We start from the raw sequence: 20,074 nt of genomic DNA on the forward strand, positions 1-20,074 counted from the left end.
TCTCGATGTCGTCTATTCGGACGCAAGCGACCTCGAGGCGCTGAAGCGCCGGCTCGACCAGCTCCTGGACCTCGGCGTGACGCATTTCGCGCTGCTGTTCGACGATATCCCGCGCACCATGATGCCGGCCGACGAGCGGGCTTTCCCGTCCTTCGCGGCGGCGCAGAGCTATTTCGCCAACGAGGCCTTCAAGCACGTCAAGGCGCGGGTTCCCGAAGCGGCAGTGCTGTTCTGCCCGACCGAATATTGCGCGGCGTTCGCCGGCCATGACGTGCGGGGTTCGGCCTACCTCAACACCATCGGGGCCGAGCTCGCCCCCGAGATCGGGGTGTTCTGGACCGGGCCGGACATCGTCTCGAAAACCATCAGTGCCGAGAGCCTCATCGAGGTCGGCCGGGTGCTCAGGCGCAAGCCGGTGATCTGGGACAATTTCCACGCCAACGACTACGATATCCGGCGCATCTATGCCGGCCCGCTGGGCGGGCGGCATGCTGACATCCTGCCGCTGATCGACGGCATCATCACCAACCCCAATAACGAGTTCGAGGCGAATTTCGTGCCGGTGCACACGACCGGTGCGTTTGCGGCCGGCTCGGACGACGAGGCCTCGGCCTTCGCACTGGCGCTGAAGGCCTGGCAGCCGCGCTTCCGGCTGGCCTTTACCGGGCAGACAGAGACGCTGACGGTGGAGGAAATCCGGCTGCTCGGCGAGCTGTTCTACCAGCCGTTCCACTGCGGCCCGCAGGTCGAGAGCCTCCTGCAATCGGCGCGCCGATTGATGAGCGAAAAGCGGCCCGATGTGCGCAACGAAAGCTGGCAGGAAGGGCACGAAGCGCTGGTGCAGTTCCGCGACCGCATCACCGCCCTGTTCCACCGGATGACCGAGCTCGAAAACCGCGACCTGTTCTACGCCTTCCACCCCTATCTGTGGGAAGCGCGCGAAGAGATGACGCACCTCGTCACCTATCTCGACTGGCTGGCGGGTGACCCGCCCCGTGGCGCCGACTTCCCGGACAAGGACCGGATCTACAATTTCTACCGCCAGGGTTTTGCCGTGGCGGTGCAGGAACTGCTGCCGCGTGACGGTAATGGACGCTACCGGCATGCTTGATTTCGGCGGCGGCTACCGGCTCCGGCCCGCGCTCGCCGAGGATCACGCCGCGCTCAACCTCGTGTGCCTGCGCACCGGGGATTCCGGCAAGGATGCGACGGGGAAGGAAGACGATCCTGATCTGCTCGGGCTGATCTATGCGGTGCCCTACCAGGTGTACGAACCGGATTTCGCCTTCGTGGTCGACGGGCCGAACGGGGTCTGCGGCTACATCTTTGGGGCGCCGGATACGCCAGGAATTTATGCGCGGATGGGCGCCGAGTGGTTCCCGCCGCTGGCGGCGCGGCTCAACGATCCGGGACCGAACGAGAGCGAGTGGCACGGCAGCGACTGGGCACGGCGCGCGATCCACCATCCGGAATTCGTCTATCCCGAGGTGCTGCACCGCTATCCGGCGCATGGCCATATCGACCTGCTCGAGGAGGCGCGGGGCAGGGGGATCGGCCGGCGCGGCATGGAGCATGTGATGGCCAAGCTCGCGGCGACCGGAGCAAGGGGGATGCACCTGCAGGTGAGCCCGGTGAACCGCGGGGCGCAGAGGTTCTATCAGAAGCTCGGGTTCGAGGTGCTGAAGGACCCGGTGCTGCCAAGGCATACGACGTTCATGGTGGTGGGGTTGTAGGGGCTACCGGCTTCGCGAGCGGCCCCACCCCACCCAGCTTCGCTAGGCGGCTAAGCCGCCAAGCTGCGCTGCCCTCCCCATCAAGGGGAGGGAGACGATGGAACCGAAGCCGCAGTATGCGTCTCCCTCCCCCTTGTGGGGAGGGATCAAGGGTGGGGGTGGCCCCACGCACCGGCTAATATCGATCCGGCATGGTCCTGAAGCTGACCGCCTGCGTTGCAGGGGAGACAAGGTCGTCAGGGCCTCAGGCCGAACAGCATCGTCGTTAGTTCGTCAACGCAGTCAGCGACCACAGCGAAGCAGAGATACACGGCGACGGCGCCGCCTTGAACCACGGTGCCTTCAGGGGATTGGTACCCTGTGGCAACCGCTCTGACCTTTGCAGATCCGTTCCTGCCCATCGGAACAACCATCTCTCTGGGTGCGTAGCGGAGCACGTAGTCCAGAAAGTCAGCCAGTTGTGGATCCTCTGCCAGGCAGGCCGGCTTGTTGCGCTCCGAGGGCGGCGTTCCTATGTAGATTCGGCGGGCTTTGTTCTGGTCGAATGTCCCACGCTCCTGCACGATGGTGTACAAGCCGTGAAATTCTTCCCGGTTCAGTCTCACTATCGCGCTGCGATACGAGCTGTTGCCATCGGAGCAGATGACCACCTGTTGCTCGTCGAAGGGTATTTTGTGTCGCTCCTGCGCGTGGGCGGTGCCGAGCAGCACCCCCCATGCGGCAATTGCCGGCAGCAGCAAAAAGTTTCCGATGTGCATTTCTCCGCCTGCCCCTAATCCCGATCCGGCATGATCCTGAAGTCGTTCCCCTCCGGCAATAGCTGCCCGCCATCCACGACGATCGTCGTGCCGGTGATGTAGCTCGCTTCGTCGGAGGCCAGGAACAGGAAGGCGTTGGCGACGTCGCGGGGGCTGCCGAGGCGGCCCAGGGGGATGGCGTCTTCCATCGATTTGAGGAACTCGGGTGAGCGGTGCTGCTGCACCGCTTCGGTGAGGATGTTGCCGGGCTCGACCCCGTTGACGGTGATGCCGTAGCCGGAGAACTCGAGCGCGGCGGCACGGATCAACCCGTTGATGCCGGCCTTGGTGGCCGAGTAGTGGCCGTGGCCGGGGCTGGTGACATGCGGGCCGGTGATCGATGAGGTGAAGAGGATGCGGCCATGGCCCTGCGCCTTCATCGGGGTGAGCGCGGCACGCGCGGCGATGAAACTGCCACGCAGGTTCACTCCCATGACGCGATCCCAGTCATCGACGGAAGTCTGTTCGAGCAGCTGCCAGGGGTAGATGCCGGCATTCTGTACCAGGATATCGAGCCGGCCATAGGTTTCTAGCGCCAGCGCAACGGCGGCCTCGGCGTCGGCGAGCTTCGAGATATCGGTGTAGATGAAGGGGGCGCCGAGCTCGGCGGCGGTGGCCGCGCCGGCGTCGCGTTCGGTATCGGCGATGACCAGGTTGGCGCCTTCTTCGGCGAAGCGGACGGCGATGGCCTTGCCGATGCCGCGCGCCGCCCCGATGACGAGCGCAGTCTTGCCTTCAAGTCGTCTGGTCATGCGAGTTTCTGCCTGATCGAGAGTTTCAGCGTGTCGAGGAGCACGGCGGCGAGCACCAACAGGCCATGGATCACCTGCGTGGAGGTGGCGGGCAGCCCCATCAGGTTGATGGCGGTGTTGATGGCCGAAAGCAGCAGCACGCCGGCATAGACGCCGGGCAGGGCGCCGACGCCACCCTTGAGGCTGACACCGCCGATCACCACGGCGGCGAAGGCGTTGAATAAGAGGCCCATACCGAGATTGGCGGTGGCGCCCGAGGTGCGGATGGCGAGCAGCCAGCCGGCGAGCGCGGCGATGGCGCCAGCGAGGACGAACGAGGTGATGAGGATGCGGTCAACCTTGATGCCGGCGCGGAAGGCGGCGTTCTGGTTGCCGCCGATGATGATCAGGTGCCGGCCGAAGCGCGACTTGGCCATGATCAGCGAGAACACCACGAAGCAGGTGATGGCGATCCAGGCGGTGAGCGGCAGGCCGAGCAGCCGCTGCACGCCGAACCAGCGGATCGCGGGGGCGAGGTCCTGGGCCGAGCGGCCGCCGGAGAGCGCCAGCACCAGGCCGCGCACCCAGATGTAGGACGCGAGGGTGACGATGAAGGCGTTCATCTTCAGCTTGACGATCAGCACGCCATTGAAGGCGCCGATAGCGCCGCCGACGGCAAAGGCGATGATGAGCGAGACGGGGACGCCGAGCCAGTCGGGAGTCAGTTGCACGCCCATGCCGATACCGGCCGAGCAGAAGACGATGCCGACTGCCATGGCGCTGAGCGCGGCGACGGATTCGACCGACAGATCCATGTGGCCGGCGATGATCACCAGCGCGAGGCCGATCGACATGATCCCGAGCACCGAGGAGGCCTCGATGATGTTGGCGAAGATGCCGGGCTGGAAGTAGTTCGGCACGAAGATCGAGAACACCAGCAGGACGAACAGCAGCATGAACCAGACGAGGTTATCGAGGACGAACTCGAGGGCGCGGCGGGTGTTGGGGTTCATGCTGGGATCGCTCGGTTTCGAACTGAAGTTGCAGTCGGGTCACCCTCCCCTGGACGGGGAGGGTAGCGGAGCTTGGCCGCTCTTGCGGGCTAGCGCAGCTTGGGTGGGGTGCGAGGCAGGCACGGCCCCGGCTTGGGGCACCCCCCACCCTAGTTCCGCTAAGTCGCTTCGCTCCCAGCTGCACTACCCTCCCCGCGAGGGGGAGGGTGCCCGACTGCAGCTTCGATGGCTTATTCCACCGACTTAACCGTATCGGTCGGGGGCTTCATGTTGCCCCAGAAGGCCGGGTTGTCGATGTTTTCCATGGTGATGGCGGCGCCGGGGATCTTGATGTTGGGGCCCCAGGCTTCGATCGTCACGGTGGAGGGGAGGCCGAGCACATCGTACGAGCCGGCCTTGATCTCCTGCTTGTTGACGATCTTGTCCATGAACATGGCGACGGCCGCTGCTTGCGCATAAAGCGGCTGCTCGACTTCGGCCTGCATCCAGCCCTTGCGGATCAGGTCGAGGCCGACCGGCGCTCCGTTCGACGACAGCATCAGCACGTCGCCCGGCTTCTTGCCGGCCGCTTCGAGCGACGCGGCGGCGGCGACCGAAAGGTGGGCGGCGTGGTTGAAGATCAGGTCGATGTCGGGGTTGGCGAGCAACTGGTCGGAGACGATGGTGCCGGCGTTGCTGGCTTCCCACATCATGGCGGGCAACGAGATCAGCTTGACGTCCGGAAAGGCCGCCATCTTCTCCTCAAAGCCCTTTTGGATATCGAGGGTGTAGGGGTCGCCCGGATCGCCCAACACCTGCAGCACCTTGCCCTTCACCGCGCCGTTCTTCTTGGTGAGGAGGCCTTCCACCACTTCGGCGGCGACATAGCCGATCTCGACGGTGCCGGCGACCGAGGTGAAGGAAGACGGGGTTGAGGTGATCTGGCGGTCGAACTCGACCACCGGAATGCCGGCCGCCATGGCCGCCTCGATCGAAGGCTTCAGCGCGTTGAAATCGACGGCAGCGAGAATGATCGCCGCGGGCTTCAGCGCGATGACGTCGTTCATCTGGGACTGCTGCACATCGGTCTTGTTGTCGGCGTTGAGCGTCTGCATCTCGTAGCCGACCTGCTTCAGGAACATTTCCAGCGCCGAGACCGAGCCGGTCTGGAATTCGTCGAGCAGGGTCGGCACGAGGTAGTAGACCTTGCCTTTGGTCTGGGCGAAGGCCGGCGTCAGCAGGGCGAGCGCCACTGCCAGAACGGCCAGGAGGGATAGAAGTATTCGCTTCATTTTCGTTCGCTCCTTTGTGCCGGATTTCCCTGTTCTGCCCCTCAACCAGCCGCTCCGGCAGCGGCCAGGGTTTCCCCGGTGATCATGTTGACCACCGCATCGGGGCTCGTATCCTTGGTTGCAACATCGCCGGCGACGACGCCCTGGCGGATCACCACGATCCGGTCGGCGACCTGGAAGGCCTGCTGCATGATGTGAGTGATGATGACGACGCCGATACCCTCTCTGGCGACGGCGCGGATCATCTCGAGGCCGCGGCGGGTCTGCTCGACGCCGAGCGCCGCGAAAGGTTCATCGAGCAGTACGAGCTTGCCGCCCCAATGGACGAACCGGTTGAGTTCGATGGCCTGGCGCTGGCCGCCCGAGAGGTGTTCGACCTTGGTGCGGAGCGAGGGGATCCTGGTGCCGGCCGTGGCCAGGGCCTTGGCGACGACGGCCTCCATGGCCTTCTCGTCGAGCACCGGCATGCCCAGTACCTTCCTGGTGATCTCGCGGCCCATGAAGAAGTTGGCGACGACATCGACATTGGTGGCGAGCGACAGGTCCTGGTAAACCGTCTCGATGCCGGCGGCCTTGGCCTCCGAGGGCGATCTGGCGAGGAAATCGCGCCCTTCGAACAGCATCTTGCCGGAGGTCGGCTCGAGCCCGCCGGCAATGATCTTCACCAGCGTCGACTTGCCGGCGCCGTTATCGCCGAGCAGCGCCACGACCTCACCCTTGCCGATGGTGAAGCTGATGCCCTTCAGCGCTTCGATGGCGCCGTAGTTCTTCTTGATGTCGTCGAGGACGAGCAGCGGCGAAAAGCTGGTCATGCGGCAAGTCCCTTGAGCTGGGTGTTACCGGGGGCGAAGAGCTGGCCGAAGCGCGGCGACAGCACGCCGGCGACCGCCAGCGCCGCAGCACCGCGCAGCACGGTGTGCGGGCCGCCATCGGAGACGATGAGGCGCGGCACCTTGCGGTCACGGCGGGCGGAGACCGAGTTGGGCAAATCGGCGGCGACGCGGGCCAGTTCAGTGGTAAGGCTCGGCGGCGCGATGCCACCAAGGATCACCGTTTCGGGATCGAACAGGTTCTCGATGGTGATGAGGGCGGCGCGCAGTTGCGGGCCGATGGCATCGGCATAGGCGGCCTCGCCGAGCCCCCGACGGTTGAACGCTTCGAGCGAAACATAGCGCTCGAGGCAGCCGCGATTGCCGCAAGGGCAGAGTTCGCCATCGGGAACGATCGGGATGTGGCTGATCTCGCCGGCATTACCCCAGGCGCCGCGCTGTCCCACCCCCTCGTGCACCATGATGCCGCCAAGGCCGACGCCGACGAACAGGTAGTAGAAATCGGCGAAGTCGGCGCCGCGGCCATAGAGCCGCTCGCCCAGCGCAGCAGCGGCCATGTCGGATTCGATGAAGGCGGGCAGGCCGGTGACTTCGGCGAGCCGTTCGCGCAGTGCGACGTTACCCCAGCCGACCATGGTGGTGGGGCCGACAAAGCTCATCGACTCGACGCCGAACGGGCCGGGCAATGACAGGCCGACGCCGAGCATGCGGGCGCCAGCACGGAGCGCGCGCAACTCGGTGACCATGGCGCCGATCAGGGTGAAGGCTTCATCCGGGCTGCTGCGGGCGGCATTGGAGTGGACCGAGCCGACAACGTCGCCGGCGAGGTTGATCAGCGCCGCATCGAGGCCGAGCGGGGTGATGTAGACCCCGATGGCATAGCCGCCCTCGGGGTTGATGCGGAGCGTCGTCGGCGGCAGGCCACGGCCGCGCGGCTCCTCGCGGTTGGAGAGGATGTAACCCTGCTCCTCGAGCTCGCGGATGATGGTGGAGACGGTCTGCACGGTGAGCCCGACCTCCGCCGCGATGCGGCCACGGGTGATCGGGCCAGTCGCGCGGATGGCTTCAAGGACGATGCGCCGGTTGTACGGCCGTCCAAATTCCTGGTTCGTCCCCCTCAGGCCCAAGGCGTCCCTCCTGAGCATCGGATCGAAATTGAGACCGTTACGACCGCCCAACCACCATCGAGTGGGAGGTGGGAGAAGTGGCTCCCAAATCCAATCCTGCACAGAGACTGTGACGGCGGATTTATTAAGTCAAATGGAATTCAGAAATCGCCGCTGAAATGATGGGCAGGGATGCGAAACCGGCGCTTGATTGTGCAGCTCGAACATGCCGATAACGGGCCATGCCGGTACAGGACCTCGCCATTCTGGTGATCGACGAGAACCGCATCCGTGCCTCGATCATCGAGGACGGATTGCGCGAGGCCGGGCATTCCCGGGTCACGGTGGTCAACGAGATCAACGAGGTGGCGCGCGTCATCGAGCGCGACATGCCCGACGTGGTGGTGATCGACCTCGAGAACCCCAATCGCGACCGGCTGGAGCATTTCTTCACGCTGAGCCGGGCGCTCAGGAAACCGATCGCCATGTTCGTCGACCGCTCCGACGCTTCGGCGATCGAGGCGGCGGTTGAGGCCGGCGTGTCGGCCTATGTGGTCGATGGGCTGAAGAAGGAGCGGGTGAAACCGATCCTCGACATGGCGGTGAGCCGCTTCAACGCCTTCGCCCGGCTGACGCGGGAACTGGAGCAGGCGCGCAGCGAACTCGAGGATCGCAAGGTCATCGACCAGGCCAAGGCGATCCTGTTGCGCACGCGCGGGCTCGTCGAGGCGGATGCCTATAAGTTGCTGCGCAAAACCGCGATGAACCAGAACCGCCGCATCGTCGATATTGCCCAGAGCCTGGTTACGGCCGACAGCCTGCTCGGCCCAGAGGAATAATCATGTCGCTCATTGCCCTCTCCGCCGGTTTCCTGCCCTTGCTCGACAGCGTGCTGCTGGTATTGGCGCGCGAGAAGGGCTTTGCAGCGGCAGAGGGGCTGGACCTGCACCTGGTCAAGGAGACCTCGTGGGCCAATATCCGCGACCGGGCGGCGCTGGGACATTTCGATTTCGCCCAGATGCTGGCGCCGATGCCGATCTCCGCGACGCTCGGGCTCAACCCGCTATCGGTGCCGATGATCACCCCGATGATCCTGGGACTGGGCAATAACGGGGTGACGGTGAGTGCGGAGCTCTGGGCGCGGCTCGCCGATGCCGGAGCGCCGGCGACGCTGGCGGCGGGGCCGGTCGGGGCGGCGCTGAAGCGGGTGGTCGCGTCGTCTGAGCAGAAGCTGCGGTTCGGAGTGGTGCACCAGACTTCGTCGCACAATTACGAGCTGCGCTACTGGCTGATGGCGAGCGGCATCGTGCCGGAGCGCGACATCGAGATCGTGGTGCTGCCGCCGCCGCTATTGCCCGAAGCGCTGGGTTCGGGCGGCATCGATGGCTATTGCGTGGGCGAGCCGTGGAACACGGTGGGGGTGAAGAGTACCGGCGCGCATATCGCCACGGTGAAGGCCGCGATCTGGCGCTCAAGCCCCGACAAGGTGATCGGCATGCGGGCGCACTGGGCCGAGGCCAATAGCGAGATCGTCGCCGGGCTGATCCGGGCGGTGCACCATGCGGCGGTGTGGTGCGGCGAGAGCGCCAACCATCAAGAGATCGCCGCCATCATGGCCGCGCCGAACTATCTGGGGCTGCCGGCCGAACTGATCCTGCCGGCCCTGAGCGGCCAGTTCGATATCGGCGGCGGGGTGACGGTGAGCGTGCCGGATAATTTCGTGCCCTATGCCAGGGCGGCGAACTTCCCGTGGGTCAGCCACGCATTGTGGTTCTACACGCAGATGGTGCGCTGGGGCGAAGTGGAGCACAGTTCCGAGCGTGCCAGGATGGCCGCCATGACGTTCCGCCCCGACGTCTACCGCGCGGCGCTGGCGCCCCTGGGCGTGCCGGCGCCGCTCGCCGACAGCCGGGTAGAAGGTGCGCTACCCGTTGCGACCGAGGTGCCGGCAACGACCGGCATGATGGTGGTCGGGCCGGATGGGTTCTTCGATGGCGCCGGGTTCGACCCCGCCGAGGTGGACGCCTATATCGCCGCGGGCCGGGCCCGATAGGTCTGCCTGTTATTTCATCGCGCTATGCCTGTGCCTACCAAATAGGCGTCTCTCGTTGGTGATTGACCGCGAAATAGTCAGTGATGCTGACGGAGCTGTCACGGTGACTATCCCGTAAGATACTGACGGGCATAGCGTTTCCGTCCGACCGTCGAATTGGCACGGCGCGTGCATTGAGTTGACCGAAGGCGAAATCGCACTTCGACCGGCGTCCAAAGATGGGCGCTCCCCAAACAGGCAAGGCTGCCAACAGGAACGCCACTGGCCCGATCGGCCGGTGCGCATCACCTGCTGGCGGCTTTTTTGTTTCGGGAGGCATGGAGGGGCATCTCCGGCGCCGGTCCGCATCACTCGGGAGATCTCGATGACCAAGACGAATTCGACTGCCCTCCTCAGCCGCCGCGGCCTGCTGGCCTCGATCGGCATGCTCACCCTGCTCTGCGCGACGCCCGCCGGGGCCGAGATGCTCGATCTCGAAAAGGACGAGCTCAAGTTCGGCTTCATCAAGCTGACCGACATGGCGCCGCTCGCCGTCGCCTACGAGAAGGGCTACTTCGAGGACGAGGGCCTGTTCGTCACGCTCGAGGCGCAAGCCAACTGGAAGGTGCTGCTCGACGGGGTGATCACCGGGCAGCTCGATGGCGCGCACATGCTGGCGGGGCAACCACTGGCGGCCACCATCGGCTTCGGCACCAAGGCGCATATCATCACGCCGTTCTCGATGGACCTCAACGGCAACGGCATGACCGTCTCCAACGAAGTCTGGGAGATGATGAAGCCCAACGTGCCGGTGGGCGCGGACGGCAAGCTGGTACATCCGATCTCGGCCAGCGCGCTCAAGCCGGCGCTCGAGGCGTTCAAGACGCAGGGCCGACCGTTCAACCTGGGCATGGTGTTCCCGGTTTCGACGCACAACTACGAGTTGCGCTACTGGCTCGCGGCCGGCGGCATCAATCCGGGCTTCTATTCGGCCGACGACACTTCGGGTCAGATCGGCGCCGAGGCGCTGCTGTCGGTGACGCCGCCGCCGCAGATGCCGGCAACGCTCGAGGCGGGTACGATCAACGGCTACATGGTGGGCGAGCCCTGGAACCAGGCCGCGGTGTTCAAGGGCATCGGCGTGCCGGTGGTGACCGACTACGAGATCTGGAAGAACAATCCCGAGAAGGTGTTCGGCATCACCGCCGAGTTCGCCGAGGCCAACCCGAACACCACCATCGCCATCACCAAGGCGCTGATCCGGGCCGCCAAATGGCTGGACGAGAACGATAATGCCAACCGACCCGAAGCGGTGGAGATCCTGGCCCGGCCCGACTATGTGGGCGCCGACGCCGCCGTGATCGCCAATTCGATGACCGGCACCTTCGAATACGAGAAGGGCGACAAGCGCGACATTCCCGATTTCAACGTCTTCTACCGGCACTTTGCCACCTACCCCTACTATTCCGATGCGGTCTGGTACCTGACGCAGATGCGACGCTGGGGGCAGATCGGCGAGACGCAGGCCGACAGCTGGTACGATGAGGTCGCACGCTCGGTGTACCGGCCGGACCTCTACCTCAAGGCGGCGCAGATGCTGGTCGACGAGGGGCTGATCGAGGCTGCCGACGTTCCGTGGGACAGCGACGGCTACCGCGCTGCCACCAACGAGTTCATCGACGGCGTCAGCTATGACGGCCGGCAGCCCAACGCCTATCTCGACAGCCTCGCGATCGGTCTCAAGTCGGGCGAGACGGTGTCGGGCGGCGAGATCCTTTCCCAGTAAGCAGACGTGGGCGGCGCCATCTCCGATGGCGCCACTCCCTGACCGGTAACAGCAGGTGAACAGCATGAGCATGGCCACAGACGTCACGGGCAAGGATGGCCTCGCAGCGCGGCGGGAAAAGCTCTTCTCCGCCATCAATCGGGCCGCGAGCTGGCTCACGGCGCTCGGATTCGGCTGGCTCGTGCCGCTGCTGAAGATGGCCGCCGGCGACAACCCGCGCGAGCAACTGGGCGAGTTGCGCGATGCCCTGGTCATCCCGCTCACCGGCATCGCCATCTTCGTCCTGGCCTGGGCTATCCTCGCGCCGCAGGTGCAGACCTCGCTGGGCGCCATTCCCGGGCCGGCGCAGGTCTGGGAACAGGCAACAGGGCTGTGGGACGATCACCTCGCCGAACGCGGCAAGGAAGCCGAGTTCTATGCCAGGCAGGACGCGCGCAACGCCGAACTGGTGGCCAAAGGCGAAACAGACAAGGTCAAACAGCGAAGCTATACCGGCAAGCCGACCTTCATCGACCAGATCTTCACCTCGCTCAAGACCGTCGGCCTGGGCTTCCTGATCGCCACGGTGATTGCGGTGCCGCTGGGGATCGCGTCCGGTCTCAGCCGGGCTGTAAACGGCGCGCTCAACCCACTGGTACAGCTGTTCAAGCCGGTATCGCCGCTGGCCTGGCTGCCGATCGTCACCATGGTGGTTTCGGCCGTCTATGCCGATGCCAGCGGGGGGCTGCCCAAGGCGCTGATCATTTCGGCGGTCACGGTAACGCTCTGCTCGCTGTGGCCGACGCTGATCAACACCGCGCTCGGCGTCGCCTCGATCGACAAGGATCTCGTCAATGTCGGCAAGGTGCTGCAGCTGTCGATGCCGACCACCGTCAGCAAGCTGGTGCTGCCATCGGCGCTGCCGCTGATCTTCACCGGGCTGCGCCTGTCGCTGGGTGTGGGCTGGATGGTGCTGATCGCGGCCGAGATGCTGGCGCAGAACCCGGGGCTGGGCAAGTTCGTCTGGGACGAGTTCCAGAACGGATCGTCGAACTCGCTGGCGCGGATCATGGTCGCGGTGCTGACCATCGGCATCATCGGCTTCCTGCTCGACCGCATCATGCTGGCGCTGCAGACCGCGTTCAGCTTCTCGGCACAGCGCTGAGGAGCGGGTCATGGCAGCAATCCTCGAACTCTCGGGCGTATCGAAATCCTACGGCGACGGCCCCCGGCGCGCCGAGGTGCTGGAGGAGGTCAATCTCAAGGTGGAGGAGGGCGAGTTCGTCGCCATCCTGGGCTACTCGGGCACCGGCAAGACGACGCTGATCTCGCTCATGGCGGGGCTGGTTGAGCCCGATCGGGGCGGCGTCACCTTCCGCGGCCGGGAAATCGCGGGACCGGGGCCGGAGCGCGGCGTGGTGTTCCAGTCCTATTCGCTGATGCCGTGGCTGACGGTGGGCGGTAACGTGGCGCTGGCCGTCGATACCGTCCACAAGGCCAGGAGCCGGCGGGAACGGGCGGCGATCGTCGAGCGCTACGTGACGATGGTCGGCCTCGGCCACGCCGTCGACCGGCGGCCGGCCGAGCTGTCGGGCGGCATGCGGCAGCGCGTCGCCGTCGCCCGGGCGCTGGCGATGCAGCCAGAGGTGCTGCTGCTCGACGAGCCGCTATCGGCACTGGACGCGCTGACCCGCGCCAAGCTGCAGGACGAGTTCGCCACCATTTCGGAGGCGGAGAAGAAGACGATCGTGCTGATCACCAACGACGTCGACGAAGCCATCCTGCTCGCCGACCGGGTGATCCCGCTCAATCCCGGGCCGCGGGCGAGCCTGGGCCCGAGCTTTGCCGTCGATATCGCCCGCCCGCGTCAGCGCGGCGCGCTCAACGGCGACGATGACTTCATCCGGCTGCGCCGGGAGATCACCGAGTATCTGATGGCCGCCGGATCGGCGCGCAAGGCCGAGGAGGAGACACGCGACATCGTGCTGCCCAACGTCGTGCCGATCAGCCGCCGGCGCGATCAGCTACCAGGCGCCTATGCGCAGGCGGCGCAATCGGTGGCAAGTGCCGGTTATGTCGAGTTCTCCCAGGTCAGCAAGGTCTATCCGACACCGAAGGGACCGCTGAAGGTGGTGGACGGGTTCGACTTCAAGATGAGGAAGGGCGAGTTCGTCACGCTTATCGGCCATTCGGGCTGTGGCAAATCGACGGTGCTGTCGATGGTGGCCGGCCTCAACCCGATTTCCAGCGGCGGCATCATCCTCGACAATCGCGAGGTGGCCGGGGCGGGTCCGGATCGCGCCGTGGTGTTCCAGGCCCCATCGCTGATGCCGTGGCTGACGGCGCGCGAGAACGTGGCGCTGGGTGTGGACAGGGTCTATCCCAAGGCCAGCCCGGCCGAGCGTCGCGACGTGGTGGAGTACTACCTGCAGCGCGTCGGGTTGGCCGATTCCATGCATCGGCTGGCCGGCGAACTGTCCAACGGCATGAAGCAGCGCGTGGGCATCGCGAGGGCCTTCGCGCTGTCGCCCAAGCTGCTGCTGCTGGACGAACCGTTCGGCATGCTCGACAGCCTGACGCGCTGGGAGCTGCAGGACGTGCTGATGGACGTGTGGGCGCGCACCCAGGTCACCGCGATCTGCGTGACCCACGACGTGGACGAGGCAATCCTCCTGGCCGATCGGGTGGTGATGATGTCGAACGGGCCAAATGCCCGGATCGGCAACATCATGGAGGTCGACCTGCCGCGTCCGCGCTCGCGCAAGGCACTGCTCGCCCACAAGGACTACTACGCCTATCGCGAAGAGCTGCTCGGCTTCCTCGAAGCCTATGAGGGTGGCGCCAATCCAGACCAGCAAACTCTCGACCGCATCCGGGACCGGCGCGCCGAACGCACCGGGACGCGGATCGTCGATGCGGCCGAGTAGGGGAACGCAGATGAAAGAGAAACTCGTCATCATCGGCAACGGCATGGCGCCCGGGCGGGCGCTGGAAAAGCTGTTGGAGACCGACCCCGATCGCTACGAGGTGGTGATCTTCAACGCCGAGCCGCGCGTCAACTACGACCGCATCATGCTCAGCCCCGTGCTCTCGGGCGAGAAGAGCTTTGAAGACATCGTGATCCATGGCGACGCCTGGTACATCAAGCACGGCATCACGCTCTACAAAGGCTGCAAGGTCGAGACGATCGACCGGGTCAACAAGACCGTCACCTCGATCAACGGCATCACCGAAAGCTACGACAAGCTGGTGATCGCCACGGGTTCGGTGCCGTTCATCATCCCGGTGCCGGGCGCCAACCTTGCCGGCGTGGTCACCTATCGCGACCTCGACGACGTCAACGTCATGATGCTGGCCGCCAAGGCCAAGGGCAGGGCGGTGGTGATCGGCGGTGGCCTGCTCGGGCTCGAGGCGGCAGCCGGGCTCAACGAGCAGGGCATGGACGTCACCGTGGTGCACGTCATGCCGACGCTGATGGAGCGCCAGCTCGATCCGGCGGCCGGCTACCTGCTCGGGGAATCGATGAAGGCGCGTGGCATCAAGGTGATGACTTCGGCCAATACCAGGCAGATCCTCGGCGACAAACGGGTCACCGGCGTCGAGTTCGCCGATGGCTCGGTGATCCCGGCGGACCTCGTGGTGATGGCCGTCGGCATCCGGCCGAACGTCGCGCTGGCCAAGAGCGCGGAGCTTGCCGCCAATCGCGGCATCGTGGTCGACGCGCAGATGCGCACCTCCGACCCTTCGATCTATGCGCTGGGCGAATGCGTCGAAGTGAACGGGGCAACCTTCGGGTTGGTGGCGCCACTCTACGACATGGCGAACGTGCTTGCCGCCCAGCTCTGCGGCGAAGAAAAAGCGACCTTCACCCCGGTCGCCACGGCGACCCGGCTCAAGGTCACCGGCGTCAACCTCTACTCGGCAGGCGATTTTGCCGAGGGCGACGATCGCGAGGAGATCGTGCTGCGCGATGCCGCTGCCGGCGTCTACAAGCGGCTGATCCTCAAGGACGACAGGATCATCGGTACGGTGCTCTACGGCGATACCGGGGACGGGCCGTGGTTCTACGACATGCTGAAGCGCAACGTCGATACGCGCGAGATGCGCGACACGCTGATCTTCGGTCAGAACTACCAGGGTGGTACCCCGCTGGACCCTACGGCGGCCGTTGCAGCCTTGCCGGATGAGGCAGAGATCTGCGGTTGCAACGGCGTGTGTAAGTCGAAGATCACCGGCACCATCACGGCAAAGGGCCTGACCTCGCTCGACGATGTCCGCGCCCATACCAAGGCCTCGGCGAGCTGCGGTTCATGCACCGGGCTGGTCGAGAAGCTGCTGCTCCTGACGCTGGGCGACAGCTACAATCCGTCCGCCGTGCAGCCGATGTGCAAATGTACCGATCTTGGCCACGACGACGTCAGGAGATTGATTGTTGCCAAGGAGTTGAGGTCTATTCCTCAACTTATGCAGGAGCTTGAGTGGAAGACTTCATGCGGCTGCGCCAAGTGTCGGCCGGCATTGAACTATTACATGATCGCGACGTGGCCGGGCGAATACGAGGACGATGGGCAATCGCGCTTCATCAACGAGCGTGTGCACGCCAATATCCAGAAGGACGGAACCTACTCGGTGGTGCCGCGCATGTGGGGTGGCATGACCAGCCCGAACGAGCTGCGCGCCATTGCCGATGTCGCTGACAAGTTCAAGATCCCGGCGGTGAAGGTTACCGGCGGTCAACGCATCGATCTGCTGGGGGTGAGGAAGGAAGACCTGCCCGGCGTCTGGGCCGACCTCAACGCCGCGGGCATGGTTTCGGGCGCTGCCTATGCCAAGGGGTTGCGCACGGTGAAGACCTGCGTCGGCTCGGACTGGTGCCGGTTCGGCACGCAGGATTCGACCGGGCTCGGTATCAAGCTCGAAAAGTTCATGTGGGGCAGCTGGACCCCGGCCAAGGTGAAGATGGCCGTTTCGGGCTGCCCGCGGAACTGCGCCGAAGCAACCTGCAAGGATGTAGGGGTGATCTGCGTCGACAGCGGTTACGACATCGTCTTTGCCGGTGCCGCCGGGCTCGACATCAAGGGCACCGAGGCGCTCTGCCACGCCGACAGCGAGGACGAGGCGATCGAGATCATCGCAGCGTTGACCCAGCTCTATCGTGAGCAGGGCCGCTATCTCGAGCGGATGTACAAGTGGCTGAAGCGGGTGGGGATGGAGTCGATCCAGGCCTCGATCGTCCGCGACCTGGAGAAGCGCCGCTTCTACTACGACCGGTTCGTCTTCAGCCAGAAATTCGCCCAGGTCGATCCGTGGGAAGAACGGGTCAACGGCAAGGACGCGCACGAGTTCGCCGCACTGGCGGAATTCGGCGTGCCGCAGGCAGCGGAGTGATGACATGAACGACTGGATCGAGATCGGGCGCCTCGAGCAGGTTCCGTTACGCGGCGCGCGCTGTGTCAACACGCCAGCCGGCAAGATCGCGGTGTTCCGTACCGCCGAGAACCACGTCTACGCCATCGAGAACCGCTGCCCGCACAAGGGTGGACCGCTCAGCGAGGGCATCGTGCATGGCGGCTCGGTGACCTGCCCGCTGCACAACTGGGTGTTCGATCTCGCCACCGGCGAGGCGCAGGGCGCCGACGAGGGGCAGGTCCGGACCTTTGCGGTGAACGTGGTCGATGGCCGCATCTTCATGGCGGCAGAGGTCATGCTGATGGCGGCGGAGTAGATATCTTGGGTAGACGGCCCCTCGCGTGCAGGTCGGTGCGTGTCGCCCACCCCCACCCAGCTTCGCTACGGCTTCGCCTAGCTGCGCTACCCTCCCCACAAGGGGGAGGGAGGGGAAGGACCGAAGCTAACAGTCGGGTCTCCCTCCCCTTGATGGGGAGGGCAGCGCAGCTTGCCCGCGCAGCGGGCTTAGCGAAGCTGGGTGGGGTGGAGCCTCGCGCTCTGCTGCGCGAGACGGTGAGGGGTTCCAACCACGATGTCTGATACCATCCGCACCACGTGCCCCTATTGCGGCGTCGGCTGCGGGGTGCTGGCGACGCCGCAGCCGGATGGCTCGGTAGCGATATCAGGCGATCCCGAGCATCCGGCCAATTTCGGCAGGCTGTGCTCGAAGGGCTCGGCACTGGGCGAGACGCTGTCGCTGGATGGGCGGCTGCTTTACCCCGAGATCGGTGGCGAGCGGGCGAGGTGGGACAAGGCACTGGACCTGGTGGCGAGGCGCTTCGCCGAGACGATTGCCGAGCATGGACCAGATGCGGTCGCCATCTACGGTTCGGGGCAGTTGCTCACCGAGGACTATTACGTTGCCAACAAGCTGATGAAGGGGTTCATCGGCTCGGGCAATATCGACACCAACTCGCGGCTCTGCATGGCCTCGTCGGTGGCCGGGCACAAGCGGGCCTTCGGCTCGGACACCGTGCCGGGCAATTATGAGGATCTCGAGCTCGCCGACCTGATCATCCTTGTCGGCTCCAACCTCAGCTGGTGCCACCCGGTGCTGTACCAGCGGATCATCAAGGCCAAGGCCGAGCGGCCGGGGATGCGGATCGTGCTGATCGACCCCAGGCAGACCACCACGGCCGACCAGGCCGACCTCCACCTCGCGATCAGGCCGGACGGCGATACGGCCCTGTTCGTCGGGCTTCTGAAATCGCTGGCGGAGCGGAACGCGGTCGATGCCGAGTTCATTGCCGAGAGCAGCAACGGGTTCGGCGCGGCGCTCGAGGTGGCGCGGAGCTGGGGGCTCGAGCGGGTGGCGGAAGCCACCGGGCTCAGCGTGCGCGACATCGCGGTGTTCTACGATTGGTTCGCCGAGACGACGCGGACGGTGACGGTTTTCTCGCAAGGGGTGAACCAGTCGGCGACCGGCACCGACAAGGTCAACGCCATCGTCAACGTGCACCTCGCCACCGGGCGGATCGGCCTGCCGGGGATGGGGCCGTTCTCGGTCACCGGGCAACCCAATGCCATGGGCGGCCGCGAGGTCGGCGGGCTCGCCAATATGCTGGCCGCGCACATGGATTTTGAGCCTGACAATATCGACCGGTTGAAGCGGTTCTGGCGCTCCGGGCGAGTGGCCGGGAAGCCGGGGTTGAAGGCGGTCGAGCTGTTCGAGGCGATCGCCCAGGGCAAGGTGAAGGCGCTCTGGATCATGGCGACCAACCCGGTGGACTCGATGCCTGAGGCCGACAAAGTGCGGGCGGCGATCCGGGCCTGCCCGTTCGTCGTGGTGTCCGAGATGAACGCCGCAACCGATACGGCGGTGGAGGCGCATGTGCGGTTGCCGGCGCTCGGCTGGGGCGAAAAGGACGGCACGGTGACCAATTCCGAACGCCGCATCTCGCGGCAGCGGCCGTTCCTCACGGCGCCGGGGGAGGCAAAGCCCGACTGGTGGATCGTTGCGCAGGTGGCGCGGCGCTTGGGCCACGCCGAAGCGTTCGCCTACCAGAAGCCCGCCGAAATCTTTGCCGAGCACGCGGCACTCTCGGGGTTCGAGAACGAGGGCGTGCGGGATTTCGATCTCAGTGGCCTGGTGCATGCCGATTATGACGGGCTGCAGCCGGTGCAGTGGCCGGTGCGCTCGGTCAAGAGTACGGCGCGGATGTTCACCGATGGGCGGTTCTTCACCCCTGACGGGCGGGCGCGCTTCGTCGCGGTGGCGCCGCCGCCGCCGCTGAGCCCGCCGCCGGGCATGCTGGTGCTCAATACCGGCCGGGTGCGCGACCACTGGCACACCATGACGCGCACCGGCAAGGCGGCCCGGCTCTCTGCCCATATGGCCGAACCGTTTGCCGAGCTGCACCCCGACGACGCCTCGGAAAAGAGCATCCGGCACGCGAGCCTGGTACGGCTCGAGAACCGGCATGGGAGCGTCCTGGTGCGGGCGCTGGTAACCGAGCGGCAACAAAAGGGCTCGGTGTTCGTGCCGATGCACTGGACCGACCGGTTCTCGGCGCAGGGCCGGATCGATGCGCTGGTGGGCGGGCAGACCGACCCGCAATCGGGGCAGCCGGCGCTCAAATCGGCGATGGTGGTGGCGGGGCCGGCGCTGGCCCGGCGCTATGGCTTCGCGGTGAGCCGACTGCGACCGGATTTCGCCGGCACCGATTACTGGGCGATCGCCGAGGCGTCAGGCGGCTGGCGGGCGGAACTGGCCTTCATCACCGAGCCCGAGGATTGGGTGGGCTGGGCGCGCGCGGCGTTCGGCGTGGGAGCAGAGGTCGAACTGCTCAGTATTGCCGACAAGGCGAGCGGACGGCAAAGCCTCGCACTGTTCGAGGGCGGTCAATTGAGTTTCGCGCTCTACCTGTCGCCCGACCCGGTGCTGGTGTCGCGGCAATGGGCAGTGTCGCTGCTCACCGAGACGATCAAGCCCGCGCGGCGTGCCGATATCCTCGTCGGGCGGCCCGGCGCCGACCGTCCCGATCCGGGCCCGATCGTCTGCGCCTGCCTGGGCGTGGGGGCCAACCAGATCGCCGAGGCGGCACGCGGCGGCTGTCACACGGTCGAGGCGATCGGGGTGGCGCTGAAAGCCGGGACGAACTGCGGTTCGTGCCGGGCGGAAATCAGGGGGCTGATCGAGGCGAACCGGCTGGAGGCGGCGGAGTAGGGCAACTCTCCGGCGCTTGCTCAAAACTCGGTCGCCTCCCTCCCCTTGAGGGCAGGGCTATCGCATATGGCTTTCGCACAGGACTCTCGGTGGTCCTCCACCGTGAAACGGGGGAGGGGGACCGCCGAAGGCGGTGGAGGGGGCGGCAGGATACGCCGGTTTTTGGGGCCGCCCCCTCCACC

Annotated in this window: 16 protein-coding genes; 10 read left to right on the forward strand and 6 right to left on the reverse strand. The window is 65.7% G+C overall.

Annotated features, from left to right (window positions below; genetic code table 11):
• The coding region (locus VGV07_RS00005) for a beta-N-acetylglucosaminidase domain-containing protein (RefSeq protein ID WP_326866609.1) at positions 1-1,111 on the forward strand (1,111 nt) is incomplete at its 5' end.
• Positions 1,089-1,733 (forward strand): GNAT family N-acetyltransferase, encoded by a 645-nt coding sequence (locus tag VGV07_RS00010; protein WP_326866624.1) that lies wholly within the window; start codon positions 1,089-1,091, stop codon positions 1,731-1,733. The genes VGV07_RS00005 and VGV07_RS00010, both read left to right, overlap by 23 nt.
• Positions 1,734-1,969: 236 nt before the next feature.
• Here the strand turns inward: VGV07_RS00010 and VGV07_RS00015 are convergent, their stop codons facing one another.
• The 6 genes from VGV07_RS00015 to VGV07_RS00040 all read right to left on the reverse strand — a co-directional run bounded on the left by VGV07_RS00015 (position 1,970) and on the right by VGV07_RS00040 (position 7,502).
• On the reverse strand, positions 1,970-2,491 hold the full coding sequence (locus VGV07_RS00015) for a hypothetical protein (protein ID WP_326866610.1): 522 nt from the start codon (positions 2,489-2,491) through the stop codon (positions 1,970-1,972).
• A 14-nt stretch (positions 2,492-2,505) separates the two neighbouring features.
• On the reverse strand, positions 2,506-3,282 hold the full coding sequence (locus VGV07_RS00020) for an SDR family oxidoreductase (protein ID WP_326866611.1): 777 nt from the start codon (positions 3,280-3,282) through the stop codon (positions 2,506-2,508).
• A complete protein-coding gene (locus VGV07_RS00025) occupies positions 3,279-4,274 on the reverse strand; it encodes an ABC transporter permease (protein ID WP_326866612.1) in 996 nt (331 codons plus the stop codon). The genes VGV07_RS00020 and VGV07_RS00025 overlap by 4 nt, the downstream gene beginning before the upstream one ends.
• A 230-nt stretch (positions 4,275-4,504) precedes the next feature.
• Positions 4,505-5,545 carry a sugar ABC transporter substrate-binding protein gene (locus VGV07_RS00030; RefSeq protein WP_326866613.1) on the reverse strand — a complete coding sequence of 347 codons (1,041 nt, stop codon included), beginning with the start codon at positions 5,543-5,545 and terminating at the stop codon, positions 4,505-4,507.
• A 41-nt stretch (positions 5,546-5,586) separates the two neighbouring features.
• Positions 5,587-6,357 carry an ATP-binding cassette domain-containing protein gene (locus VGV07_RS00035; RefSeq protein ID WP_326866614.1) on the reverse strand — a complete coding sequence of 257 codons (771 nt, stop codon included), beginning with the start codon at positions 6,355-6,357 and terminating at the stop codon, positions 5,587-5,589.
• Positions 6,354-7,502 carry an ROK family transcriptional regulator gene (locus VGV07_RS00040; RefSeq protein ID WP_326866615.1) on the reverse strand — a complete coding sequence of 383 codons (1,149 nt, stop codon included), beginning with the start codon at positions 7,500-7,502 and terminating at the stop codon, positions 6,354-6,356. The genes VGV07_RS00035 and VGV07_RS00040 overlap by 4 nt, the downstream gene beginning before the upstream one ends.
• A gap of 221 nt (positions 7,503-7,723) precedes the next feature.
• On the opposite strand from VGV07_RS00040, the gene VGV07_RS00045 reads away from it, so the two are divergent.
• The 8 genes from VGV07_RS00045 to VGV07_RS00080 all read left to right on the forward strand — a co-directional run bounded on the left by VGV07_RS00045 (position 7,724) and on the right by VGV07_RS00080 (position 19,892).
• Positions 7,724-8,320, forward strand: coding sequence for an ANTAR domain-containing response regulator (locus VGV07_RS00045; RefSeq protein ID WP_326866616.1), 597 nt, complete (start codon positions 7,724-7,726; stop codon positions 8,318-8,320).
• Positions 8,321-8,322: 2 nt separating this feature from the next.
• A complete protein-coding gene (locus VGV07_RS00050) occupies positions 8,323-9,534 on the forward strand; it encodes a CmpA/NrtA family ABC transporter substrate-binding protein (protein ID WP_326866617.1) in 1,212 nt (403 codons plus the stop codon).
• A gap of 424 nt (positions 9,535-9,958) precedes the next feature.
• Positions 9,959-11,299, forward strand: coding sequence for a CmpA/NrtA family ABC transporter substrate-binding protein (locus VGV07_RS00055; protein ID WP_414649896.1), 1,341 nt, complete (start codon positions 9,959-9,961; stop codon positions 11,297-11,299).
• A gap of 64 nt (positions 11,300-11,363) precedes the next feature.
• On the forward strand, positions 11,364-12,443 hold the full coding sequence (locus VGV07_RS00060; RefSeq protein ID WP_326866619.1) for an ABC transporter permease: 1,080 nt from the start codon (positions 11,364-11,366) through the stop codon (positions 12,441-12,443).
• A gap of 10 nt (positions 12,444-12,453) precedes the next feature.
• Positions 12,454-14,205, forward strand: a complete 1,752-nt coding sequence (locus tag VGV07_RS00065) for a nitrate ABC transporter ATP-binding protein (RefSeq protein WP_326866620.1) — start codon at positions 12,454-12,456, stop codon at positions 14,203-14,205.
• Between the two features lie 10 nt (positions 14,206-14,215).
• On the forward strand, positions 14,216-16,666 hold the full coding sequence (gene nirB / locus VGV07_RS00070; RefSeq protein ID WP_326866621.1) for a nitrite reductase large subunit NirB: 2,451 nt from the start codon (positions 14,216-14,218) through the stop codon (positions 16,664-16,666).
• A gap of 4 nt (positions 16,667-16,670) precedes the next feature.
• Positions 16,671-17,003 carry a nitrite reductase small subunit NirD gene (gene nirD / locus VGV07_RS00075; RefSeq protein WP_326866622.1) on the forward strand — a complete coding sequence of 111 codons (333 nt, stop codon included), beginning with the start codon at positions 16,671-16,673 and terminating at the stop codon, positions 17,001-17,003.
• Between the two features lie 255 nt (positions 17,004-17,258).
• Positions 17,259-19,892 carry a nitrate reductase gene (locus VGV07_RS00080; RefSeq protein ID WP_326866623.1) on the forward strand — a complete coding sequence of 878 codons (2,634 nt, stop codon included), beginning with the start codon at positions 17,259-17,261 and terminating at the stop codon, positions 19,890-19,892.
• Positions 19,893-20,074: the final 182 nt, after the last annotated feature.

The sequence above is a fragment of the Devosia sp. genome (assembly GCF_035944845.1).
Classification (GTDB): domain Bacteria; phylum Pseudomonadota; class Alphaproteobacteria; order Rhizobiales; family Devosiaceae; genus Devosia_A.